The sequence below is a fragment of the Ruminococcus sp. HUN007 genome (assembly GCF_000712055.1).
Taxonomy (GTDB): Bacteria; Bacillota; Clostridia; order Oscillospirales; family Ruminococcaceae; genus HUN007.
Genome location: NZ_JOOA01000002.1, coordinates 2097007 through 2120350 on the forward strand (window position 1 = coordinate 2097007; position 23344 = coordinate 2120350).

23 protein-coding genes are annotated in these 23344 nt (G+C 40.7%); 10 read left to right on the forward strand and 13 right to left on the reverse strand.

Annotated features, from left to right (window positions below):
* Window positions 1-14: 14 nt before the first annotated feature.
* The 3 genes from dnaN to dnaA all read right to left on the reverse strand — a co-directional run bounded on the left by dnaN (window position 15) and on the right by dnaA (window position 3016).
* Window positions 15-899 (reverse strand): DNA polymerase III subunit beta, encoded by an 885-nt coding sequence (dnaN, locus tag CC97_RS13350; RefSeq protein WP_049962904.1) that lies wholly within the window; start codon window positions 897-899, stop codon window positions 15-17.
* Window positions 880-1170 carry a hypothetical protein gene (locus CC97_RS21080; RefSeq protein ID WP_242848176.1) on the reverse strand — a complete coding sequence of 97 codons (291 nt, stop codon included), beginning with the start codon at window positions 1168-1170 and terminating at the stop codon, window positions 880-882. Before CC97_RS21080 ends, dnaN begins: the two co-directional genes overlap by 20 nt.
* Before the next feature lie 460 nt (window positions 1171-1630).
* Window positions 1631-3016, reverse strand: coding sequence for a chromosomal replication initiator protein DnaA (gene dnaA / locus CC97_RS13355; RefSeq protein ID WP_044975460.1), 1386 nt, complete (start codon window positions 3014-3016; stop codon window positions 1631-1633).
* Between the two features lie 505 nt (window positions 3017-3521).
* On the opposite strand from dnaA, the gene rpmH reads away from it, so the two are divergent.
* The 8 genes from rpmH (at window position 3522) to rsmG (ending at window position 10596) form a co-directional block, all read left to right on the forward strand.
* On the forward strand, window positions 3522-3656 hold the full coding sequence (gene rpmH / locus CC97_RS13360) for a 50S ribosomal protein L34 (RefSeq protein ID WP_044975461.1): 135 nt from the start codon (window positions 3522-3524) through the stop codon (window positions 3654-3656).
* Between the two features lie 122 nt (window positions 3657-3778).
* Window positions 3779-4141 carry a ribonuclease P protein component gene (gene rnpA, locus CC97_RS13365; RefSeq protein ID WP_044975463.1) on the forward strand — a complete coding sequence of 121 codons (363 nt, stop codon included), beginning with the start codon at window positions 3779-3781 and terminating at the stop codon, window positions 4139-4141.
* Between the two features lie 8 nt (window positions 4142-4149).
* Complete coding sequence (gene yidD / locus CC97_RS13370; protein ID WP_207641352.1) at window positions 4150-4410, forward strand: membrane protein insertion efficiency factor YidD; 261 nt, start codon at window positions 4150-4152, stop codon at window positions 4408-4410.
* On the forward strand, window positions 4407-5585 hold the full coding sequence (locus CC97_RS13375) for a YidC/Oxa1 family membrane protein insertase (RefSeq protein ID WP_049962906.1): 1179 nt from the start codon (window positions 4407-4409) through the stop codon (window positions 5583-5585). The genes yidD and CC97_RS13375 overlap by 4 nt, the downstream gene beginning before the upstream one ends.
* Window positions 5586-5620: 35 nt before the next feature.
* Entirely contained in the window at window positions 5621-6538 is a 918-nt protein-coding gene (gene jag / locus CC97_RS13380) for an RNA-binding cell elongation regulator Jag/EloR (RefSeq protein ID WP_044975467.1), read from the forward strand.
* A 79-nt stretch (window positions 6539-6617) separates the two neighbouring features.
* Window positions 6618-7982, forward strand: coding sequence for a tRNA uridine-5-carboxymethylaminomethyl(34) synthesis GTPase MnmE (gene mnmE, locus CC97_RS13385; protein WP_044975469.1), 1365 nt, complete (start codon window positions 6618-6620; stop codon window positions 7980-7982).
* A 15-nt stretch (window positions 7983-7997) separates the two neighbouring features.
* Window positions 7998-9890 carry a tRNA uridine-5-carboxymethylaminomethyl(34) synthesis enzyme MnmG gene (gene mnmG / locus CC97_RS13390; protein WP_044975470.1) on the forward strand — a complete coding sequence of 631 codons (1893 nt, stop codon included), beginning with the start codon at window positions 7998-8000 and terminating at the stop codon, window positions 9888-9890.
* Window position 9891: 1 nt separating this feature from the next.
* Window positions 9892-10596, forward strand: coding sequence for a 16S rRNA (guanine(527)-N(7))-methyltransferase RsmG (gene rsmG, locus CC97_RS13395; protein WP_049962907.1), 705 nt, complete (start codon window positions 9892-9894; stop codon window positions 10594-10596).
* 90 nt (window positions 10597-10686) lie between these two features.
* Here the strand turns inward: rsmG and CC97_RS13400 are convergent, their stop codons facing one another.
* The 3 genes from CC97_RS13400 to CC97_RS13410 all read right to left on the reverse strand — a co-directional run bounded on the left by CC97_RS13400 (window position 10687) and on the right by CC97_RS13410 (window position 15144).
* Window positions 10687-12756, reverse strand: coding sequence for an extracellular solute-binding protein (locus CC97_RS13400; RefSeq protein WP_044975472.1), 2070 nt, complete (start codon window positions 12754-12756; stop codon window positions 10687-10689).
* Window positions 12722-13714, reverse strand: a complete 993-nt coding sequence (locus CC97_RS13405; protein ID WP_044975474.1) for a hypothetical protein — start codon at window positions 13712-13714, stop codon at window positions 12722-12724. Before CC97_RS13405 ends, CC97_RS13400 begins: the two co-directional genes overlap by 35 nt.
* A 353-nt stretch (window positions 13715-14067) precedes the next feature.
* Complete coding sequence (locus CC97_RS13410; RefSeq protein WP_049962908.1) at window positions 14068-15144, reverse strand: hypothetical protein; 1077 nt, start codon at window positions 15142-15144, stop codon at window positions 14068-14070.
* A gap of 508 nt (window positions 15145-15652) precedes the next feature.
* On the opposite strand from CC97_RS13410, the gene CC97_RS18995 reads away from it, so the two are divergent.
* On the forward strand, window positions 15653-16498 hold the full coding sequence (locus CC97_RS18995; RefSeq protein WP_049962909.1) for an Rpn family recombination-promoting nuclease/putative transposase: 846 nt from the start codon (window positions 15653-15655) through the stop codon (window positions 16496-16498).
* 287 nt (window positions 16499-16785) lie between these two features.
* Here CC97_RS18995 and CC97_RS13420 read toward each other — a convergent pair whose 3' ends face one another.
* The 7 genes from CC97_RS13420 to CC97_RS13450 all read right to left on the reverse strand — a co-directional run bounded on the left by CC97_RS13420 (window position 16786) and on the right by CC97_RS13450 (window position 23083).
* The gene (locus CC97_RS13420; RefSeq protein ID WP_044975475.1) at window positions 16786-17565 is read right to left on the reverse strand and encodes a dockerin type I repeat-containing protein; all 780 of its coding nucleotides are present in this window, start codon (window positions 17563-17565) and stop codon (window positions 16786-16788) included.
* 264 nt (window positions 17566-17829) lie between these two features.
* The gene (locus CC97_RS13425) at window positions 17830-19152 is read right to left on the reverse strand and encodes a hypothetical protein (RefSeq protein ID WP_044975476.1); all 1323 of its coding nucleotides are present in this window, start codon (window positions 19150-19152) and stop codon (window positions 17830-17832) included.
* Window positions 19142-19693: a sigma-70 family RNA polymerase sigma factor gene (locus CC97_RS13430; RefSeq protein WP_044975478.1), complete on the reverse strand. Its 552-nt coding sequence runs from the start codon at window positions 19691-19693 to the stop codon at window positions 19142-19144. Before CC97_RS13430 ends, CC97_RS13425 begins: the two co-directional genes overlap by 11 nt.
* Window positions 19694-20028: 335 nt before the next feature.
* Window positions 20029-20394, reverse strand: coding sequence for a PD-(D/E)XK nuclease domain-containing protein (locus CC97_RS13435; protein ID WP_044977057.1), 366 nt, complete (start codon window positions 20392-20394; stop codon window positions 20029-20031).
* Window positions 20395-20584: 190 nt separating this feature from the next.
* Window positions 20585-21883, reverse strand: coding sequence for an ISL3 family transposase (locus CC97_RS13440; protein ID WP_081850056.1), 1299 nt, complete (start codon window positions 21881-21883; stop codon window positions 20585-20587).
* Window positions 21884-21968: 85 nt separating this feature from the next.
* Window positions 21969-22340 (reverse strand): hypothetical protein, encoded by a 372-nt coding sequence (locus tag CC97_RS19000; protein WP_049962911.1) that lies wholly within the window; start codon window positions 22338-22340, stop codon window positions 21969-21971.
* Window positions 22341-22498: 158 nt separating this feature from the next.
* Complete coding sequence (locus tag CC97_RS13450; protein ID WP_044975480.1) at window positions 22499-23083, reverse strand: AAA family ATPase; 585 nt, start codon at window positions 23081-23083, stop codon at window positions 22499-22501.
* A gap of 87 nt (window positions 23084-23170) precedes the next feature.
* Here CC97_RS13450 and CC97_RS20270 point away from each other — a divergent pair, with 87 nt between their 5' ends.
* Window positions 23171-23335, forward strand: a complete 165-nt coding sequence (locus tag CC97_RS20270; protein ID WP_156036911.1) for a hypothetical protein — start codon at window positions 23171-23173, stop codon at window positions 23333-23335.
* The last annotated feature ends 9 nt before the right edge of the window (window positions 23336-23344 follow it).

Here is a 23344-nt window from a genome sequence, read left to right on the forward strand (position 1 = left end):
TAAGAAAACCTTCTTTAATTTCTGAGCTGTATCGGCATGAGAAGATACATAAAGCTGTCACCAGTAACCGGAACGATCTTTACAGGTCTGTTAGGCGCAGTCATCTGGATCTTGATCCTGTCTGCCTCACATGCTCTGAGAGCATCCATAAGATATCTGTTATTAAGTCCGATAGTCAGCGCTTCGCCGTTAACCTCAGCTGAGATGATGTCGTTCACCTTGCCTATAGTGGTTTTGCAGTCAATGTGTACAGAACCGTCTTCAAAAGCACAGCGTACAGGGCATTTGTTCTTTTCACTTATGAGCAACGAGCATCTTTCGATACTTTCAGCGAATTCTCTTGTTTTTACGATAACTTCAGTTTTGAATTCTGTCGGAAGACTTGATTTGTAGTTATGGAATTCTCCTGAGAGAAGACGGGAAACCACATAATATCCGGAAATTTCGAAAGTGATATTCTTTTCACCGGCGTAGATCTGACACAGTTCGCTTTTGCTGATTTTCTCAGGAGTCTGCTCTCCGTCACTTTCTTCCTGGGAAGCTTCTCCTTTTGCAAGCAGTTTTGATATTTCATTGAGAGTTCTGGAAGGAACGACAAAACTGATTTTTTCACTGATCGGAGTATGTTCCGTTCTTATTGCCATACGGAATCCGTCGATAGCAACCAATCTGAAAATATTATCCTCAAGATCAAAAAGTTCGCCTGTAAGTATAGGCTTGGTATCAGTTACAGCAACCGCATGATTTGTATGTTCGATCATGTTTCTGAGAATATACTGAGGAATACTCAGGCTGTTTTCACTGCCTATGGACGGAAAATCAGGATATTCAATAGCAGGCATTGCTGAAATATCATATTCAGCAGCACCACCGAGAATGTTAACATTCAGTTTTTTCATCGATCGTTATTTCGATATCATCAGATGACATTCTTCTGATCGTTTCAGCAAAAAGGCGCGCGTTAACCACCAGTTCACCGGAATCTTCAGACTCGACATTAATGGATGATCTGATTCCGAATGCAAGATCATAGCCTGTAACCTCAAGCGTATCACCTGAGAGACTGAGCTTTATACCTTCCAGCGCAGCTATATTTGATTTTGCAGGAACTGCTCTGGAAACATTCGTTATTACCTCATGAAGCTTATTTCTGTTACATTTGAATTTCATGTTTTTAACATTACCTTTCTGATTAAACGCGGTTAACTGTACAGCGTTATTAAAAAAATAATAAATATAAAAAAGAAAGTTAACAGCCGTAGCAGCAGGGAGTGTTGATTTGTGTAAAAGTGCGTTAACTGACGCAGAATCCGTACAACCCGGGTCAACACTGCTCTTTTGAATGAATGTTAACTGAAGGGGAGAACATTTTTCCATGTGAAAATGTTCGAATTCTGTGGAGTTGAATCTAAAAAACTTGTGGATAATATTTTTGAAAATCTGATTTCTCAACAGTTAACTTTTCACAGTATCCAAAAACAATTTCACGTTAACCTTCAAATCCGGTTGAAATTTGGTGGGTTAACTCGCACGTAAAACCGTTAACGCAGTGTTCCGGAACAGTTGAATTTTTCAACCGACTTTTCCACATTGTGTTGAAACTGTTGTGGAAAAGCTATTGAATAGCTGTTTATTTTCCTTTGTCACGGATATTTTTTATGATGTCATCTACCATTTCACGGAGATTTGAATCGGTTTTAAGGTTATGTTCAACACTGTTTATGGCATATACTATTGTAGAATGGTCACGGCCGCCGAATTCCGTTCCGATTGAAGCAAGTGACATCTGTGTTATTTCCCTGACTACGTAAATAGCGACTTTACGGGCTGTCGAGATCTGTGATGAACGTTTCTGGGAACGTATATCTTCAGGTGTGACGTTGTATACATTAGCAACTTCACCGATTATCTTTTCCACTGTAATAGGTATAGGCTGATCGTCGTTGAGAATGTCTCTTATAACGCTCTGAGCCATGGCGATCGTCGGAGGACTGCCTGCAAGATGCTTAAGTGCCTTGAGTTTTTTTACTGCTCCCTCGAGCTGCCTTATATTTGTTTTGAGTCTGTTTGCAATGAATTCTGAGACTTCGTCAGGAAGATTCAGTTCCAGAAGTTCTGCTTTTCTTCTGATAATGGCGATTCTTGTTTCGAAATCAGGAGTGGAGATATCTGCAATGAGTCCCCATTCAAATCTGTTTCTGATCCTGTCTTCGAGTGTTTTGATGTCCTTAGGAGGCTTATCTGATGTAAGGACGATCTGGCGGCCGTCTTTGTGGAGCTCATTGAATGTATGGAAAAATTCTTCCTGGGTACTTTCCTTGCCTGCAATGAACTGTACATCATCGACCAGAAGTACGTCAGCCTTGCGGTATTTTTCGTGGAAAGTGGTGGTTTCCTTTTTCATCTTTATTGCTTCAATAAGTTCATTTGAGAAAGTTTCGCCTGTTACATATACAATGTTTATATCAGGCTTGCGGCTTTTCATTTCATTTGAGATGGCTGTAAGAAGATGTGTTTTGCCAAGTCCGCTCGGACCGTAAATGAAAAGAGGGTTATAGGTTCTGCCGTTATTGTCGTTGTTGCCTTTTGCAACTGCTGTACATGCAGCGTAGGCGAACTGATTTGAACTGCCTACTATAAAAGTATCAAATGTGTAGTCGTATTCAGCTCCCTCGAAATTTTCCTCAAGCTGTCTGCTTATGATGTCAATCTGCGTGGTATCGAATTTTTTTACGCTGCTCTGCGGATCCTGTGTTGTGATAACTATGTCAGGCTCGATGCCTGTTACCTCGAGAAAAGCTTTTTTAAAAGTTGCTTCATAGTTTGATACGAATGTGTTTTTCTGAAAATCTGTTGCAAAAAAGAGTGTTACCTGTTTCCCGTCGAAGTCACGTGCTTCGAGAGGAACGATCCAGAGTTTATACGCTGTTTCCTGTACTGCTCCTGAATCAAGACAATGTTTTTTGACTTTCTCAAAAAGCTCATCAAAAGAGTTAAAGGAATAGCCTTCCGGCATTGTTTTCATCCTCCTGTATAATATTTTCCGGATCGTTTCGTTAACTGTCTCCCACTGCTCCGGATCTGTTGGTCGTGACCTTAAAAAGGACACAATTACAATTATTATCATTATAACACAGCCAAAAGATTTTTTCAAGTTAACTATTCAGATGCAGAAAAATCAGATTTAGTGTCTTTTCCCCGAAAAAACGGGGTGCCTGCGTTAACTTTCCGTTAACCGCAGCTCGTTAACGAAATATATTTATGCAGGTTACGTTATATAGTATAGATTTTAAGCCTTGTAATTGTGGGATTGATACATTATTTTTTTTATTTCCGAAAAACACTTGACACAGCTGTTTATGTTGGGATATAATTTATTATTGCAGGGTTATGTTATTTATTCATTATTCATTTTTTCATGAATATTTAAGCTGCTATTATCAGCTTACAGCACGAATAAAACTGTAGGGCACACTACCGGGTGCCTTGTATATTAAATTAAGACACTGGAGGTAATAGTAATGAAAAGAACTTATCAGCCAAAGAAGATCCACAGAAAGAAGGAGCACGGCTTCAGAAAGAGAATGTCTACAGCTAACGGACGCAAGGTTCTTGCAAGAAGACGTTCAAAGGGCAGAGCAAGACTCACTCACTAATTTGTTTTCAGCTGGTCAGTGACGGTATCCCGTTGCTGACAGCAACAATTTATTTACTATGTCATGAAGGCCACAATTTGTTTTGATTTTGTGGTCTATTTAATTAATAAGAAAACATTTTTATGGTTTATACTGAGGTATTAAATAAAAATAAAGATTTTCTGGATCTGTACAGGCATGGAAAGTCAATAGTCTCAAAGACTGTTGTTATCTACTTCAAACCAAACGGACTTCCGTGCAACAGATTCGGCATAACAGCCGGAAAAAAAGTCGGCAATGCTGTTATGAGAAACCGTGCAAAACGAATAATAAGACAGGCTTATCGTGATAATGAACTTTTGTTTCCTGTCGGCATTGACATTGTTTTTGTTGCCAGAAGGTCTGCTGCAGAGGTAAAGGAAGATGTGCTCGACAGCTACATAAAGAAATATGCTGCCGGTCAGATAAATGCATATCTGTCACAGACGGAGGAAAACAATCAATGAGATCGTTCATGATCAGACTGTATCTGCTTCCTGTCAGGCTTTACAGGAGATTCATATCTCCTCTTTTTCCACCCTGCTGTCGTTTTACTCCTACATGTTCTGCATACGCCGTAACTGCAATAGAAAGATTCGGTATCATAAAAGGAACAGTACTTTCCGCATGGCGTATACTCAGATGCAATCCGTTCTGCAAAGGCGGTATCGACAATGTTCCGGAGGAATTCATTTTATTCAAGAAAAGAAGACAAGATGGAGGAGATAATACTTGAAAATTTTAGGTTATCCGCTTGGCTGGATAATGTACGGCATTTATAATTTCTGCAAGAGCTACGGACTGTCGCTTATCATATTTGCCATACTGACAAAGGCTATTCTGCTTCCGCTCAATATCAAGAGTCAGCAGAGTGCAGCAAAGATGCGTGCACTGAATCCTAAGCTCGAAAAAATCAAAAAAAGTTTTTCAAATAATCCGCAGCGAATTCAGGAAGAGCAGATGAAACTTCAGACTGAGGAAGGCGTAAACCCGATGGCAGGATGTCTGCCGGCGCTTATTCAGTTTCCTATACTTTTTGGTATCGTAGACGTTGTTTACAAGCCTCTGACACATATTCTGCGTTTCAGCAGGGAAACTCTTTCAGCTGCTCACGATATACTTGAAAAAATTCCTGATATCTCAAAAACAGATCTTTCTCCGAACTATCAGGAACTTGCTATTATCAAATATGCCACTAATCCTTCATACAGCAGCTATTTTTCGGAAATGGGCAGTGATTTTGTAACAAAGATCAATGACTTTCAGGAGCACAACATGTTCCTCGGATATATCAACCTTGCTACAAAGGCTGATCTTCATCCGCAGGCGTGGACAGCAGGTGCGATTGCACTTATTGTCATTCCGGTCCTTTCAGGTCTTGTAAATCTTGCTACTACATTTATTTCACAGCTCCACCAGAAGAAGACCAATCCGGCAGCTGCAACAATGGGAAGCATGAATCTTATGATGTACGGTATGTCAGTATTCTACATCTGGTTCTCATTTTCGATCCCTTCAGGTGCGGCATTCTACTGGACAGTTTCAGGACTTCTCGGTCTTATCCAGATGATCGCTTTCAATCAGTACTACACACAGGAAAGATGTGAAGCACTTCTGGCAGCTGACAAGGAAAAGAACAAAAACAAAAAGCCGGGATTTATGGCAAAGCTTATGGAGCAGCAGCAGGAAATGCTGGCTCAGCAGAACGGTACTTCTGATGTTTATTCAGGTTCTGCCGCAAAGGCAAGAGGCGGACTTTCAAAGTCTGAGTACAATGAAAAAACAAGAAATGCTTTAAACGAAGCAAGAAAGATAATTGATGTTAAATACACCGATGAGGGTACGGACGATGATGCACTTGAGGCGGCAAGAAGACGTATGGCTCAGAAATACGGTGATGACACAGAATAAATTTTTAGTTCTAATCAGTAAAAAGGAGTGATTGAATGAAAAACGTATTTATCGGCAAAACAGTTGAAGAAGCTAAAATGAAAGCAGCAGAAGAGTTTGGTGTATCAGTATCAGAGATCAGTTTTACTGTTCTTGAAGAACCAAAGAAGGGTCTTTTCGGACTCATCAAGGGCGATGCAAGAGTAGAAGCTGTATATGATCCTGCTGAACCGGCGGCAGCAGGTGCAGTACCGGTTGCTGAGGTAACTGTTAGTGAAACAGCAGTTCCTGCAGAATCACCTGCAGAGACAGAAGCACCTAAGCCTGCAAAGAAATTTGACGGCAGCAAGGCTGAAGCAGCAGTTGAGTATATTCTCAATATTTTCGATAAGATGGGTGTTAAAGCAGAGTATACTTATGAAGAAACTGAGGACGGCGTAATAATCAACCTCAGCAGTGATGACACAAGCTTTATTATCGGCAGAAGAGGCGAGAACCTTGATGCTATCCAGTACTTAGCTTCAATGTTCTGCAACAGAATAGATGATGAGTACTACAGAGTTGTTCTTGACAGCAACGGATACAGGGAAAAGAGAAAGAAGACTCTTGAAGATCTTGCAAAGAAGATCGCAAAGAATGTACTCAGATCAGGACGTTCCACAGTTCTTGAACCGATGAATCCTTACGAAAGAAGGATCATTCATTCAATGATCTCAGAAATAGAAGGCGTTTCTTCACGTTCTGTAGGTGAGGAACCATACAGAAAGATCATCATTTCATCACTTGTGAAGAAAGAACGCAGACACGGTGACAAACGCGGCGGCAAGGGCGGCGGACGCAGAGGCGGTGACAGAAAGAACAGAAACTTCGAGCCAAAGTCACTTGATCTTAAGACAAGCTTTGAAAAGGACTATAAAAAACCAAAGCCGGAGGATGACCTCAAGGCTGGTCTTTACGGAAAAATCGAAATATGATCATTGTTTCCCCGGTGAAATTATCTTTCATCGGGGAAATGTTTAGTTATATAGTATCAGAGGACGGTGCGGAAAATTTATGTCTACAGTTGCAGCAATATCAACACCTAATGCGGTCGGAGGAATCGCAGTTATAAGGATATCCGGCGAAGATGCATTTGCGGTATCTGACAGGGTGTTCAAGGCTTACAGTGGAAAAAAGGTTTCTGAAATGGAGGGTTACACCTGTGCCTACGGTGAAGTTTCGGAAAAAGGTGAAAAACTTGATGATGTTGTTCTGACGGTTTTCCGTGCACCGAAAAGCTATACAGGCGAGGACGTTGCCGAGATCTCATGTCACGGAGGTCTTTTTATAACCAGACAGATACTCAGACTCGTGCTTGCTTCGGGAGCAGAGCTTGCTGAACCGGGTGAGTTTACGAAAAGGGCATTTTTAAACGGAAAAATGTCACTTACACAGGCTGAAGCGGTAATGGACGTAATTTCGTCGACAGGAAAGAATGAACTTAAGTTTGCCGTTGCTCTGAAGGACGGAGCGATGTTCAGAAGAATTACTTCGGTAAGGGAAAAGCTTGTGAAGATCCTTGGTGATCTTGCGGCCTGGGCCGATTATCCGGAGGAAGAAGACATTCCGTTTGTCGAGCCGGATAAGCTTGAAGCAGATCTTGTGGATATCAGATCAGATCTTATGAAACTTTCTGCTACCTACGACTACGGAAAGATAATACGCGAGGGTATAAATACCGTTATTGTCGGCAGACCGAATGTGGGCAAGTCAACGCTCATGAACTGTCTGAGCGGATATGAGCGAAGTATCGTTACGAATATTGCCGGAACGACAAGAGATGTTGTAGAGGAGTATGTAAAGATAGGCGAGCTTACCATCCGTCTTTCCGATACTGCCGGCATAAGAAACACTGATGACCAGATAGAACAGCGCGGTGTCGAGATAGCCTACGGAAAAATAAAGGAAGCTGACCTTATACTTGCTGTTTTTGACTCATCGGAGCATCTTTCAGATGATGACAGAAAGATCATCGATTCACTTAAGGAAAGAAATGCGATAGCTCTTCTTAACAAATCGGACAAGGAGAGGGTCGCTGATATAGAATATCTGCGTGAGCATTTTAAATATGTTATAGAAATATCCGCCAAGACTTCCGGCGGTATCGAGGGACTTGAAGAGGTACTTGAAAAGATGTTCATAAACGAGGAGATCGATTCGAACGACGGTATCATCGCAAATGAACGTCAGAAGCTATGCCTTGAAATGTCACTTGATTCAGTGAATGAAGCTCTTGCTGCACTGAAGGCGGGCGAGAGCCTTGATGCGGTAACTGTTGTTATAGACGAAGCTCTTGCAGCTCTTCTGAAGCTTACAGGTGAAAAAGTTACGGACAGTGTGGTAGATGAAGTATTCTCACGCTTCTGCGTCGGAAAGTAGGAAAGGAAAGTTTTAATGGAATATACAATGGGAAGTTATGATGTTATTGTTGTCGGTGCGGGACATGCCGGAGTTGAAGCAGCACTTGCAGCTGCAAGACTGGGATGCAGTACAGCTCTTTTTACCATTTCTCTCGACCAGATCAGCAATATGCCGTGTAATCCTTCCATAGGCGGCACAGCAAAGGGTCACCTTGTACGTGAGATCGATGCACTGGGCGGACAGATGGGAAAGAGTGCCGACAAGTGCTTTATCCAGAGCAGAATGCTCAACCGCGGACGCGGTCCGGCTGTTCACAGCCTCAGAGTTCAGGCTGACAGAAAACTCTATCACCGTTACATGAAGCATGTCTGTGAGTCGGAAAAGAATCTTGACATAAAGCAGGCTGAAGTTGCAGCAATTCTTACCGAAGACGGAAAGATAACGGGTATAAGAACACTTCTCGGTGCGGAATATTCGGCGAAGGCGGTTATTATTTCAACCGGTACCTATCTCAGAGGCAAGATACATGTAGGTGAATCATCATACAACGGCGGACCGGATGCTACTATCGCTCCGATGAAACTGACTGATTCACTTAAGGAAAACGGCATTGAACTGAGAAGATTCAAGACAGGTACTCCGTGCCGTGTTCATAAGAGAAGCATCAATTTTGACGTTCTTGAAAGACAGGACGGCGATGAGGATATCGTTCCGTTCTCATTTGAAACTGACAAGAGCACACTGAAGAATCAGGTAAGCTGTTATGTTTCCTATACAAATGCTGAAACACACAGGGTAATAAAGGAAAACCTTCACCGTTCACCGCTTTACGGCGGACTTATCGAAGGTGTTGGACCGAGATACTGCCCGTCCATCGAGGACAAGGTGGTACGTTTTGCCGACAAGGAAAGACATCAGCTCTTCATTGAACCGATGGGTCTTGATACGGATGAATATTATCTGCAGGGCATGTCATCATCGCTTCCTGAGGATGTTCAGCTTGCATTTTTAAGAACGATAAAGGGACTTGAAAATGTTGAGATCATGCGTCCTGCCTATGCGATAGAATATGACTGCTGCGATCCTACACAGCTGCTTCCTACACTTGAATTCAGAAAATTAAGTGGACTTTACGGAGCAGGACAGTTCAACGGCACCAGCGGATATGAGGAGGCTGCTGCCCAGGGACTTGTTGCAGGTATCAACGCTGCACTTAAGATTCAGGGCAGGGAACCGATGATACTTGACCGTGCAAGTTCATACACAGGTACGCTCATCGATGACCTTGTAACAAAGGGATGTTCCGATCCGTACAGAATGATGACTTCAAGAAGTGAGTACAGGCTTCTGTTAAGACAGGACAACTGTGACCAGCGTCTTACTCCGATCGGACATAAAATAGGCCTTATAAGCGACGAAAGATATGAAAAGCTTCTTGAAAAGCAGAGACTTATAGCTGAGGAGTTTGAGAGAATAAGTGTTCTCAATGTACGTCCGACAGCGGAACTCAACGCATTCCTCGAAGCAAACGGCACATCTGCCATGACTACAGGATGCAAGATGATCGACCTTATGAGAAGACCTCAGCTCAACTATTTCATGCTGAAGGACTTTGACAAACACAGACCGGAGCTTGACTACGAAGTATGTGAACAGGTCGATCTTAAGATAAAATACGACGGATACATCCAGAAGCAGATAGCTCAGGTAGAGCAGATGAGAAAGCTCGATGGCAAGCGTCTGCCTGAGGATATCGACTACCACGAGATCAAGGGACTTCGCCTTGAAGCAGTGGAAAAGCTTTCAAAGTTTCGTCCGTTCAGCATAGGCCACGCATCAAGAATTTCCGGTGTTTCCCCGGCGGATATTTCAGTTCTTCTCATCTGGCTTGATCAGGACAGAAGAAACAGAAAGTCTGAGGTGTGACATGCTTCCAGAATTTGAATTCTGCCGGAAGGCGTTTGAAGAAAACGGACTTTCGCTTACGGCGGAAGTTTATGAAAAGCTTGATATTTATGCAGAAATGCTCGTTGAGACGAATAAGGTGATGAATCTTACGGCGATAACTGAGCCGGAGGAAGTACTGATAAAGCACTTTATCGACAGCATAGCGATAACGAGGTTTGCAAAGTTCGAAGACGGAATGAAGGTCATCGACGTCGGTACGGGAGCGGGATTTCCGCTGCTTCCGGTGAAGATATACATTCCGGGACTTAAGATAACCCTTCTTGACGGACTTAACAAGAGAATAAAGTTTCTGTCAGATGTATGTGAAAAGACCGGCATAGAAGCCGAATGTATACACGAACGTGCTGAGCTTCTTGCAAAGAAGGAAGAGTACCGTGAAAAGTACGACATTGCAACGGCAAGGGCGGTTTCGGCAATGCCGGAGCTTTCGGAATACTGTCTGCCGTTTGTAAAAAAGGGCGGTATTTTCTGTGCGATGAAGGGGCCTTCCGAAGACATAAGGACTGCCGGAAATGCGCTTAAGCTTCTCGGCGGAAAGATCGAAAAGGACGAGCACTACGAAATAAACGGTGAACAGAGAAGACTGGTTGTAGTAAAGAAAGCCGCAGTATGTCCGCCGAAATATCCGCGTGCATCCGGAAAGATAAAATCGAAGCCGTTGTAATGAAAAATATCAGGAGTATGAATTTGAAAAACATTATGACAAAACCAGCCGGAGTTACGGACAAAGTCCGCAGCTCCGGCTGGCTGTTTTTTACTTTATTTCATTCAGATAAAGTGATACTTTATTTTGTATCTGTTCCGCTGCTTCCTTTGAAGTCATCGAACCGTTAAAATATTCGCCGACTGATTCATCGATTATTGACTTAATCCTGCTGTCGGATGAATATGCTTCGTTTACGGACTTTACGATATTTACGAACTCATTTACATCTTCATCGCTCAGCGGATTTGTTTCGTAAAAATTACCGTCTGCTCTGTAGCCGAAACCTTTGCGGCGTGAGTTTTTCATAGCATTTTCAAAAACTGATGTTCTGACAGGTAAGGAAGCAGTTGACGTCACTTTTGTCTGATAGTCCTCTGAAAGCAGCTTTTTAACAAGTTTCCATGCGGCTTCCTTATGCTCTGATGATGAACTTATTCCGGCAGTTATTCTTGAATAAACAAGCGGACCGCTTTTATCATCGGACGGAACACCCTTAAGGACGATATTTTCGCCGTTAAGATCACCGTTTTTAAATCCCGCAAGAGTGCTTAAAGCCGATATTCCGGCATATTCAGTAAGACAGAGACCATCGGAAAATCTTCTGTAGTAATCTTTATACTCCGTACTGCCCTGCGGATAGGAATCATATCCTTTATAGTTTTCATCCGGAATGCCGTTTTCATATATATATTCCAGGATCTTTTCAAATCTTCCGTCATTAAAACTGCATTTTTTATTTTTCCGGTCCACAAAACCACTTAAATCAGCATAAACCAGTGAACGGAGCATAACGCCTCTGGATGTGTTAAAGAACATATTCTTTTTTTCTGCAAGGTCAAGGAATTCATCTGTCGTCCAGCCGTTTCCGGAACCAAGATCAGATTCTTTTCCGTAAAATGCGTAAATATCAAAACATACCGGAACGTACATCTGACTGCCTTCAGTTACATAACAGTCAAAAATGTTTTCAAGAAAATCAGAACGGTTTACCTCCGCATCTGACTCCATAAATTCATTAAGATCACAGAACAGTCCGCGTTCAGCATAGAACTCAAGGTCAAGTTCATAATTCCCGATAAGTACATCCGGTACTTTTCCGGAAACTACATCAAGATTAAGTTTGTCTGTGCATTCCTGCGGATCGGAGGCGGAATATTTCTGATAATCACTGACGCATAATCTGTATTCCTTGTTTTCATTTCTGAATTCTTCAAAAAGTTCCGTAAGATCTCCTCTGCCTATACCCACACCGCCTACGGTAAGTACTTTCTGATTTCTTAATTTTCCGGCAAGTTCATCATCTGCGCGTTCAAGTACCGTAAAAGATAATCCGTTTCCTGAAGTCAGACAAACGATACAGTCATCATTCATAACACCCATTGCACCTACAAGGTGGATAATGCCGCAGTCATTCCAGTTAATAAATTTACGCCCTGAAAATCCATTCGCATCAGTTCTATAAACGCTGTCTGCATCGAAATAACACACACTTCCGTCAGACAGCGAAAATACTTTTTGGGTGCCGTACTCAGGATAAACGAAATCATCAAAAGCGATCTTTTCATCGGTACAGATAATACGTTTCTCCCAGTCTGCATTTTCGTAAAGTATAAAATCAGAACCGTTCATGAAGAACATTTCTTTTATACGTCCGTCAGGACAATTGCCTGAACCTTCACGTATCTTTACAGCATTACTGTCAAAGACCATGTATGAATAGTCATCATCAGTACAGCCGAGAACATAAAGTTCAGAGTTATTTCCCGCCCAAATATCGGCTTTTTCGGTTTCTGTGTTTTCAAAAACATCGGTCTGATTTATGATTTTCCCGTCTTTATCAGTCCACGAAACAGCATAGCCGCCGTTTTCATTTTCCGAGAGAAAAACAGCATTCCCGTCCGAAAGCACATCTGCCTGCAATACTGTCATCTGATCACCTGACTCAGGTGCGTTTATGATACCGGTCTGGTTTCCGTCACGGTCGTACTTATATATAACAGGTGTTTCCGAGCTTCCGTATACCGTGGAACAGAAAAGGAGTTTGTTATCGTTTCCGGAAACATAGGCAAGCCTTCCGTTTTTTTCATCCAGCGAAAAAAACTGTCTTCTTGCTTTCATCTGCGGAGTATCTGTAAAGAATATCACCGTCAGCAAAGAAAAAATCAGAATTCTTACTTACTCTTTCCGGTGTGATAATGTTTTCATCGCCGAAATCATCATCATAACGGTTTACAATGCTGCCGTCGGTAAGTCTGATCTCATCTATGCACCGGTGCAGCATATTCGTATTATCACGCACCGATATGCAGAGATTTCCCCGTGAATTAAAGTAAGAAGCTTCATAGATTCCGTTCGTATCAGCCATGACATCTGCAAAAGATCTGACAACGTTTCCGTCTTCCGAAACAACGAACACGCTTATCTTCTGACCATCCGCCGAATTTTCAGAAGTCAGCACATAATAATATCCGGAATCAAAGAGCAGATCTGAAATGATCGTATTTCCATCCGGTATATTTTCAAAAACCGGTACCGGTTCCGTGGTGCTGTAATCATCACTGTATGAAACAATCTCCGGTCTTCCTGTATTTCCGGTAAATTGGGCAATGAGTCTGCCGTTTTCATCTTCAAAGAAAGATGTTATTCTTTTACCGGGTTCCGTCTCGATTTTCTTTATTTCTTCTCCGGTTTCCGCATCACAGACCACAAAGTACGATTCATTTTCTTTTATGTATGCGGCACATATCCTGCTTTTGCCGAGATATGCTGTCGTCACATCGCCTTTGTAGTTCCTGAATCTGTCCAGGTGTTTAAAGGTTTCAGTTTCAGCATCGTAAACCGAAAACGCATAATCTATATCCGCAGTTCCCGAATATCCGCCGATATATATCGTATTTTCCGTACAGCGTATGTTATCCGACCAGGAGATCTCATACGGCAGTGTGACTTCATTTTTTATAACATAAAAATCATCCGGTTCCGCCACCACCGGTTTTTCAGTGTTATCTTTTCTGGTGCATGAAGCCAGTAAGCAGCAGAATATTACTGCGATCAGTAACTGTATTGCTTTTTTCATAATGAAATCATCCCCCATTATTTTGCTGTGATTAACGTTCTATATTTATTATACACACTAACCTCTTAAATATCTTTCTTCTTTTTTCAAATTTGTAATAATCGTAAATTGGCGAGGCCATAAACCGTGCATTTTATACAGCAGAACCCCCAAAAAATACCGCGGATATTCTGATAAAGTATATTCGCGGCAGTTATTCCAGAAAAGGAGGCGCCTCCGGCGCAATTCTACAAAACGAGCTGACCAGCTCGTTTTTTCTATAGCAGTCTTCGGCCCGCAGGGGTGAAGACTACCATTATACAGAGCAAACGGGAGCACCGGATTTTTATTACCGGTACTCCCGCTGATTTTGTTTACATCAGTTTTTCAAATTCTTCAGTACTCATACCTGCATATTTTGCAGCTTCGGGAACTGATAACTTTCCGTCTTTAGCAAGTCTGACAAAACCATTTAAAGCTGTTTCAAACTGCTTGTCCTTTTCCGCAATGATTTTGTCCTTACGCTCACTTTCTTCTTTCAGTTGATTTTTATCTTCTTTCAACTGACTGTTATCTTTTTCAAGCTGACTAATTTTTTCGTTTTTCCTGTCATCTTCGATTTTACGCACATAATCTGAATGTTCTTTTGTATATTCTTCAATACACAATTTTACCACCTCCGCACGTCTGGATTCCAGTATTGCTTTTATTTCTGAATCTTCCGGCAGCGAATCTATTGCATTATTTATCGCATCTGCTAGTTTTTCACTTTCAATTTCTGCATCTGCGTCATATATCGCTCCGTATTTTCTTACCTGCTCCACAAACATCGCATAATCCTTAAGCGGTCTGCATGAATTCAGCAGTTTCTCATTTCTTCCGTTATTGATGTTTATCATTTTTACGGTTACTTCAATATCCGATCCGCCATCTGTCTTACCGATGTTTTTCTTAAAAGAATCACTGAGACGTAAATAAGATACATCTTCCTTATCGGCAATGCCGTTATAGAAACATAACAGTTTCGGTGTCGGTAGTTCAAGCTGCGTCGAACTGTAAATATCCAGCTGATTATCATGTATATACTTGTTGATAAGTTTACAGCTGTAAATGAACATCCTGACCGGTATATTCGGATTAAATGTTGACTGATGTTCATAGAGATTCATTACATCCTTTAACACAAAAGATATATCATTTCGTACATTAATAAACAGCACATCTTTCAGAGTGTTGATAGTCACATCATTGACATCAGTATAATCCGAACCGTTGACTGCATTGTAAAGAGCAAGTGAAAAATGCTTGTATTCTTCACTTCCGAAAATAAAGCAGAAAAGCGAATCTTTGTAATCACGCTTTCCCTTTACCACATCATCGATAATTCTGTCTGAAGTTCCAGCGTAAATGCCGTTCTCCTCCGGCTTGTTACTGTTAGTGTTTTTCTTCATCTTTATCCTCTCTTAAATTATAAAATATTTTTGCATTTAATGCAACACCAATATCTTATCATAATTATCTTATTTTGCAATAGTGTATTTTAATGTTATAGCATACCAGAACATTTATGGCTATACAGTTTAAGTATATATGTGTAAATCCTTTTTTTGTGCCATAAAACAGATAAGCTGCACCGGAAGTATGAATCAAAATACGCGACAGATAAGCTGATTTGAAAATGTGGCGCCTCCGGCGCAATTCTACAAAACGAGCTGACCAGCTCGTTTTTTCCATAGCAGTCTTAGACCCGCAGTGGTGAAGACTACCATTATACAACAGGATGGCCATATATGCATCGATTTAAAAGTTAATATTATACATCCATTCAAATTCCTTAGAAATAGTTGACATATAGTTCCGTTTGTGGTATTATAATAATGATGATAAATTTATCCATTCTATCTAAAAATTCTTATTGCCCATAGACCCGGGTCATGGTATAATAAAAAAGGAGATACCATGAAAAAAATCAAAGGTATAAACAGAAAAGCAAGTAAAAACAAACGTTACAAGAGGCGAATCGGCTACAGGGAATTCATTAGTTCCATTGAAGCACGAAAAGCACTTGTAAAAAGCATGAATCTCATGGACGACACGTTCTTTGCAGCGGTCATGGAAGATACGGAAGTGTGTACATACGTTCTCAGAGAAATAACCGGCATCGATACGCTTATCGTTAAAGCATGCAAAGTCCAGTACCATATCCGCAATCTCATATCCCATTCGGTAATACTGGATATTCTCGCTGAAGATGATACAGGACGTGTATACAATATCGAAGTTCAGAAATCAAATGAAGGAAATCACGCGAAGCGTATCAGAGCCTATCAGGCTAATCTCGATTCCGTAATGCTTGAAAAAGGATGGGATTATGATCTGCTTCCGGAAGCGTATTTCATCTTCATTTCGAGTTTTGATCCTTTCGGTCTTGGCGATAACTACTATGAAGTCGAACGAAAACTCAAAGGCCGCAGAAACAGAGTTCCAAACGGAGTTCACGAGATTTATCTGAATACAAAGATAACAACCGACAGAGACATTACGAAACTTTTGCAGTACTTCAAAAACAGCGATGCATCCTGCGAAGATTTCGGTCCGCTCTCTGATAAAGTACGATTCTATAAAAACAACGAGAAAGGTGGAGTTACTATGTGTGAGAAAGTTCAGAGACTTATTGATGAATCAAATGAAGAAATTCGTATTAAATACGAAAAAGCTCTTAAAAAAGAACGAGCTGAACATGAAAAAGATAAAGCTGAAATCGCTCGCCTGAAAGCGGAACTTGCCGCAGCCAAAAAATCATAGATAAATTGATAATAGTTTAAATTCGAACTCAAAAAGGTGGATCTAAAATTCCGATAAGCAAAGCGAAGTTCTTTCAACGGTCGTCCGGTCTGTCAAGGCGACCGTTTTCTATAGTACGCCGAAGGCGTTCATTTATACAGAACAAACGGGAGCACCGGATTTTGATTTACCGGTACTCCCGTTGATTTTATTTTATGCGGTGAGCTGCCTCCGGCAGCTTATTATAGTATCATGCAGCAACGCTGCATGATACCTTTTATTTTTGCTGCGATTAAATAACGTCATTATCAAAATTTATCGATTTTCTTTGAAAGATACTGCTGAAGTCTTGCAAGGTCTGCGATAGTTACATCACCGTCGCCGTCAACATCTGCAGCTTTCAGCCATTCTTCAGGTAAAGGCTTATCTCCTAAAAGATAAAGTGACAGATACGACAGATCTCCGACTTCTATTATTTTGTCTCCGTTGACATCACCTTTTTTATGGCCGTCATCTTCTGCATGTAACTTTGAGCTGTCATATGATCCTTCAGGTTTCTCTGAAAGTGCCAGCCTGTAGCCGAACTCTTCTGAAACCGGGAAGTTGTTTATCTGATCTGCTGTAAGCACTGCGAATATATAGGTCGAATAAGCCGTTTCAGGTGTTTCCTGAATTATGTCTGCATCTACGCCTGCATTACGTAATCTGTCCAGTTCTTTAAGTGTTGCTTCGCTTTCCGGTTCGCTGAGCATCTTTGATCCGTCATCCGCTCTGAAACGCACCGCAAACTTTCCTTCCGGATAAGTTGCACTCAGCGCCTGAAGCCTTAAGCTTGCATAATACTCTCCCGGCGGGATTTCAACCTCAGCTCTGTATTCATCTGCGCCCTTTATTGGTTTTCCGAATTCATTTGTGGTCTGTTTAAGGTAATACACACCATCTTCAAGATAATAACCTTTAAATCCGCTCATTACATATGCAATACCGTCCTTATCCAGTACTTCATTAGGTGCGGCTGAGCAAACCGCAGCTGTCGCATTAAATAACACTGATAAACATAAACCTAAAGTAAACATTTTCTTTTTCATATTATTACGCCTCCATCCATGCAACGCCATACTGTACTGAACCAGTATAGCTATTCGGTATCTTTTTTACATAAATTGTATAATTTCCAGTTTGAGTTGCTGTAAACTCAATGTTCTCAACATTATTATACCACGTCTGCGATTTCCAAACAACTGTATTATCAGGAGCAACTACCCACAAATCAAGATCCTGTAACGCATGTTCTATTACTGTACTTGACGGAGTATGCGAAGTGCTATTAATTGAGTTGTACTGATAAAAGTTTACTCTTTTTCATTTGAAATACCCCCATTATTATTCATCATCTCTGAATTTTTTAAATCTGCCTCATAAGCTTTTTCAAGATTATCATAAAATTCTTTTATGCTCATCTTTGAATAAACATCCGCCATTTCTTTAAGATACTGCTGCTTGTCCATGTTATGCTGTTCAAGTTGTTCATCGCTCATAAATCCGTAGGTTGTACCGTGTGATTTATTGAATTCATCAAACGCTGTTCTGTAAGGTTCAAGCAAAGCATCATAGTCGATTGCATTTTCGTCTGTTTCGATATAACTGTCTGCAGGAATATGATCTCCGACACTCGAATATTCTTCAGTTATATTATCCGGAATTGCAGTAACTTCTTCAGCTTTTTCTTCAAATCTGATATTGTCCGTATGCATGAAATCACGTAATTTTCCGTTCTCATCATATCCGTCATAACGCATTAAAACACCTGTAGCTGTATCCACTAAAAATTCAAAAGATGAAACATTCATCTGACCACCATATGACTCAGATGCTGTTCCTTTGATAACATAGCATTTTCTGTCCTGATAATTTGTTATTTGTTCTACTTCCCATAGCGACCGATCATGTAAGAAACCGAAAGCATATTCCTGAGGAAAAAGACATACATCTGACATCATAACGTTAGTCGGATCAATTTCATATGCATAACCTACAATACCATTTTTTTCAGTAATTCTGTCCTGATCAGGTACATGTACAACTTTAGTAAGGGGAATAATTTCGTTGTTTATATATTCCCATGTTTTATCTTTTGGATAAACGCTTATAAAACTTTCTCCGTCGCAATATCTTGCGTTTTCTGATTCACATTCAGCTGTTCCGGCGATGATCTTTTCTTCATTCACATTGTTCCTGTAAATTCTGTAATCAGTATACGAACTTGTCTCAGAAAGACATGTCTGAAATACCACTTCGTCATAGTATTCGCTTCTGTATGATTTATGAATAAATCTTCCTGATACTTTATCATAGTAATCAACGCTGTTTAACATCATATAAAAGATATCGTCTTTGGTCGCCTTTTCAGGATCAATGGCTTTTTTCAGTTTCCTTGTTTCCGGATCGACTGTATCTTTTTCTTTGTTCTCTGATGATGCAGCCGGTACAATTGAATGATCGCTGTCTCCTGTTTTCAGGATCCTGTTTACATTACCAGTTACCCAGAACGCAAAACAAACTCCGAGAACAGCTGCAGGAACCAAAATTATTCTGGTTGTATTTTTGCGTTTATTATCCTTATAATCCTCCCATCTTGAAAGCAGACTCTGATACATTTCATCATCAGTTTTCATATTTAAATCCGCTCCTTTCAAGCTCGGTTTTTAAAGCTTTCTTCGCGTTATAGATCAGTGATCGTATCTGCCTGTCAGTCTTTTTCATAATAAGTGCCGCCTCGGAATTGCTGAATCCTTCAAGGCTGGTCAGATACAGTATCTGCCGGTATTCAGGCTTAAGACTGTGCAGAGCACGGTGAAGCATACGTTTGTCTTCACTTCTGATATAACTGCGTTCAATATCTTCTTCATCCGCAAGATTTTCCTGTATTTCAAGCGGTACGATATTCATTTTGGAATGTTTTTTTAAATACTTCATCGTAATATTCCGCCCGACAGAATACAGCCAGGTTTTAAAGGAACTCTTTCCTGAAAATACAGGGCGTTTGCACATCAGTTCCCAGAATGTATCTTCTGCGAGTTCTTCGGCAATATGAATATTCTGTACAAAACTGTTGATATACAGGATAAGTCCCTGTCTGTAAAGATGTATGATCTCACGGAGACCTTCGTTATCACCTGACAGAAAACGGCGGTAGCTACTTTCACCGTTATCCATAGGAGATCTCCTCCTTCCAGAAGGATCGTCCTGATCCTTTCACTTATTAGTACCTTTTTTTCTGAAAAAGTCAAAGTGGTTTTGAAAAAAATTTTTTCGTTAATCAGCAAATTTGCTCAAGTATAAATGACTGATTTTCGATTGACTAAGGAAACACTGATTAAATCGGAAATCCGGCTTCGCCGGATTTCCGGAGGTGGGATTTGCGGGGCTTCGCCCCGGAGTCCCACGCTGATTTATGAATAAATCAGTGTTTTCCTAAATTTTGCTGCTGTAATATAACAAATGGGAGTACCTTTTTTTACCGGTACTCCCGCTGATTTTATTTCAAATATTTATTCACCTATAAGCACACGGCTGCCTTCGAATGCAAAGCCGTACTTGCGGATCCTGTCTTTCTTTATGCCCTTGGCAAGAAGTATCTGCTCGTACTTTCTGTCTTCTATCTGTCCCAGTGCGGCCGCTACTGTATCTTCAAGATCTTTTTCGCCTTTTCTTTTGTTAAGCACCTTGAATTCAAATATCATTGCATCATCTTTTTCTTTATCCAGTGGTTCAAGGAGTACGTCATATCTTCCGAATCCACTTTCACGGTTGGATGTTACAGCATATCTGTCACGAAGATCCACCAGCAGTCCGAGAACAAAACCATGATAGAAACGTTCCGGTTCTGCTTCTTCTGACGGCTTCTTTCCGGTGATTCGTCATTTGTAGTGGGTAAGGCCTATCTTCAGGTACGCATTTATTCCACGATCCACTTGACAATGAGCCTCTGTCAGCATGATATTCTGTCCGCCGAGGCAGGCGCCGCCTAAAGGCTGTGCTGCCTGGCAAACAGCCTATCACACTGCCTTCTCATTATCAAGTGGCTTTCGCGGCATAAAAGCTCAGTTATACCAAAGCGAATGTTTTAATAGCATTATTAACAGCAGTGTCAATATCAAGCTTTCCGCAGTTCAGATATATCATTGTTTTGAAATACTCCATATTTCTAAAACCACGTGCTCTGCACTTAACATTTTGTATTATGCAGTTTACGCCTTCAAGAATAGCATTTGTATATCTGTAATCAAAGTAGTTAAGTATTTCAGTCCAGTGACTTTTAACGAGTTTGCAGAACCCTTTAATGTCATCAAGGCGTGAATGCATCATCCAGGAACATAGCTTTTTTAGTCTTGGTTCTGCACTTTGTCTATCTATGCACTGCTCATAAATATCCTGTAGTTCCACTCTGATAGCATATGCTCTTGCAGTCTTTAAATGCTTTGCAGACTTAAGGATTTTCTGTTTCCATTCGAGTTGTTTGTCTGTCAGATTGCCTTCGTTTTTCAGCCAAAGATATTTGCTTCCTTTAAGCTCTGACTCATACTTACTCTCTTTTTTCCGTACTTTATCAACTGCTTCATTAGCGTGTTTAATTACATGAAATTTGTCAGCTACTGTTTTGCTGTTTTTAAAGTTTTCAGTTATTCCTTTCTTGAATCCAAGGGACATATCACATGTAACAATATCTATATTGTCAGGAACTCCTTTGTGTTCCTTGAAGTCAGTTACAAACTTATCTACTGTTGTATGATCTTTTCCTTCTGTTGTATAGATTACTTTGCGTTCGTCCAGATCAACCATGACACTTATGTAGTTATGTCCTTTACGGCTTGTTTCATCAATTCCTAAGTTTCTGACTGATGAATAGTCTTCAAGCTTACGTGCGTCATCAACGTAATGCTTGATTACTCGCCAAAGTCTTTTATCGTTCACTTCCAGAAGCTTAGCAATTGATGATACGGACATATGTTTTGCATATTCCATCACCATAGCTTCAAACAGCAGCGTGAATCCTGAATTCTTTCTTGCCCACGGTACACGAGCTGTTGGACAATGGCCTTCTCCGTCACTTACTTTAGGCACTCTGGCGTGTATATATGTTTTGTACTGAAAGAAATTCAGATGTTGCCATGTTCTTTTTACGGTGTCGTGGGCGCTCTTCTCAATTGGTTTTCCATCTGCATCTACCCACTGCTTTCCATCATCAAAATAGAATATGAACCTTGCTCCTCGTTCAAAGTCTACGTCTATATGAAGTTCCATTTTCGATGAACCTTCTTTTTCTGGTTTAAGTTCTACCTTGGTGACTTTCCATGGATATTCGAGCTGAAGTGCTGCTGTGAATAAAGCTGTATTATCAAACAATTGTATGTACCTTCCTTTATTTACTGGTACTTTAAATGATACTCCATTATATGAATTTTAGCAAGTGGCTTTCATGGTCTACCCACTATAAACGACGAAAGGCCTTCTTTCCTGTAGCGAATGAACTGAACATTGATACTGTCAGGTCGTTCATGAATTTATTCATGTAATCAAGGTCATTCTGAAGCAGCGCTTTTATGAAATTGCTGTAGCTGTTTCCTTTTTTAAACCACTTTGAAATAAGGTTTCGGAACATTTTTACCGTTTCAAAATTCACTATTTTCAGCTCATATTCTTCATTCTCCTCATCACGTGATTCAATTTTCAGGTATCCGCTCATCGTAAGCAGGCTCCAGGCAGAATTATCATCTGCGCTAAGATCGCTGTACACAAGCTCTTCATTTATCTGCTTTATCACTGTTCCACCGCAGAGAAGATGCTCAAAATCACTTTTCATTTCCGCATCGCCTTCGCGCAGAAGGTCACTTACAAGTTTATTGGAACTGGTATTTGCCCAGTAAGGTGAATATACCCCTTCATCAAGGAAATTAATTATCGACCACGGATTATAGATATCTTTCTGTGTTCCGATGGTAAACCCGTCATACCAGTATTTTATCTTTTCCCTGTCCGTATAACCATATTCATCAAGGGCTGCAAATACTTCTTCTTCAGTAAATCCAAAAGAAAAGCAACCCCCTGTGTAAGCATCTCCTTGTCTGGCTTTTCATCATCTTTCTTAACAAGTACATGAATCATTTTCCTGTACATCATAGTGAACTGTTCTTTTTTTATAGATGGTATTATTTCGCTTTCATTCACTAATTTCTCGTAATATGAATACAGCGATAACATCGAAGAATTCATCTGATTCAGAAAATCATCATAGTTAGTTCCTTTTATTTTTGCCATAGTGATGAAAAGCACAGGCCAGTTCCCCTGCAACTCTCTCATTTCTGCATCATTCCAGACACTTAAGCCTTCAAAAAGGTCGCTTCGTCCTGCATATTCCGGACTGAAAAAACATTCGAGCATACTCATGTTAAGTGTTTTACCGAAACGGCGAGGACGCGTAATAAGAGTGACTTCATCCCCGGCACTCCACCAGTCTTTAATAAAATTAGTCTTATCAATAAAAAAACACTTGTCTTCTCTCAGCTGACTGTAGCTCTGTACTCCCGTTCCTATTTTTCGCGGCATGTTTTCTGCTCCTTTCCGGTTGGTTTCTTTTCAAATTTTACGGTCTGTTCTTTTTTAGTATAACATTTTTACGGGTTTTAAGCAACAGTGAACAATGCACTTTACACATCAGAAAACAAAAAATACCGCGAACATACGGAGTACATTCACGGTATTGCTTTCAAAAATGGTGCTGCCGGAGGCAGACAAAAACAGGCAGCACCGAAAGCAGGTCCTTTTGAATGCTTCGGTGCTGCGTTAAGGAGTAATTGATAATTGCGT

What these genes read in the sequence shown, in the direction of transcription:
- rsmG (WP_049962907.1), top strand. Translation starts at nt 9,892, where the DNA reads ATGCTTCCAGAATTTGAATTCTGCCGGAAGGCGTTTGAAGAAAACGGA.
- dnaN (WP_049962904.1), bottom strand. Translation starts at nt 899, where the DNA reads ATGAAAAAACTGAATGTTAACATTCTCGGTGGTGCTGCTGAATATGAT.
- CC97_RS13410 (WP_049962908.1), bottom strand. Translation starts at nt 15,144, where the DNA reads ATGAAGAAAAACACTAACAGTAACAAGCCGGAGGAGAACGGCATTTAC.
- CC97_RS13425 (WP_044975476.1), bottom strand. Translation starts at nt 19,152, where the DNA reads ATGAAAACTGATGATGAAATGTATCAGAGTCTGCTTTCAAGATGGGAG.
- CC97_RS13430 (WP_044975478.1), bottom strand. Translation starts at nt 19,693, where the DNA reads ATGGATAACGGTGAAAGTAGCTACCGCCGTTTTCTGTCAGGTGATAAC.
- rnpA (WP_044975463.1), top strand. Translation starts at nt 3,779, where the DNA reads ATGGTTTATACTGAGGTATTAAATAAAAATAAAGATTTTCTGGATCTG.
- jag (WP_044975467.1), top strand. Translation starts at nt 5,621, where the DNA reads ATGAAAAACGTATTTATCGGCAAAACAGTTGAAGAAGCTAAAATGAAA.
- CC97_RS13420 (WP_044975475.1), bottom strand. Translation starts at nt 17,565, where the DNA reads ATGAAAAAGAAAATGTTTACTTTAGGTTTATGTTTATCAGTGTTATTT.
- CC97_RS13450 (WP_044975480.1), bottom strand. Translation starts at nt 23,083, where the DNA reads ATGCCGCGAAAAATAGGAACGGGAGTACAGAGCTACAGTCAGCTGAGA.
- dnaA (WP_044975460.1), bottom strand. Translation starts at nt 3,016, where the DNA reads ATGCCGGAAGGCTATTCCTTTAACTCTTTTGATGAGCTTTTTGAGAAA.
- CC97_RS13400 (WP_044975472.1), bottom strand. Translation starts at nt 12,756, where the DNA reads ATGAAAGCAAGAAGACAGTTTTTTTCGCTGGATGAAAAAAACGGAAGG.
- CC97_RS21080 (WP_242848176.1), bottom strand. Translation starts at nt 1,170, where the DNA reads ATGAAATTCAAATGTAACAGAAATAAGCTTCATGAGGTAATAACGAAT.
- CC97_RS19000 (WP_049962911.1), bottom strand. Translation starts at nt 22,340, where the DNA reads ATGAAAAGTGATTTTGAGCATCTTCTCTGCGGTGGAACAGTGATAAAG.
- CC97_RS18995 (WP_049962909.1), top strand. Translation starts at nt 15,653, where the DNA reads ATGAAAAAAATCAAAGGTATAAACAGAAAAGCAAGTAAAAACAAACGT.
- mnmG (WP_044975470.1), top strand. Translation starts at nt 7,998, where the DNA reads ATGGAATATACAATGGGAAGTTATGATGTTATTGTTGTCGGTGCGGGA.
- rpmH (WP_044975461.1), top strand. Translation starts at nt 3,522, where the DNA reads ATGAAAAGAACTTATCAGCCAAAGAAGATCCACAGAAAGAAGGAGCAC.
- CC97_RS13405 (WP_044975474.1), bottom strand. Translation starts at nt 13,714, where the DNA reads ATGAAAAAAGCAATACAGTTACTGATCGCAGTAATATTCTGCTGCTTA.
- yidD (WP_207641352.1), top strand. Translation starts at nt 4,150, where the DNA reads ATGATCAGACTGTATCTGCTTCCTGTCAGGCTTTACAGGAGATTCATA.
- mnmE (WP_044975469.1), top strand. Translation starts at nt 6,618, where the DNA reads ATGTCTACAGTTGCAGCAATATCAACACCTAATGCGGTCGGAGGAATC.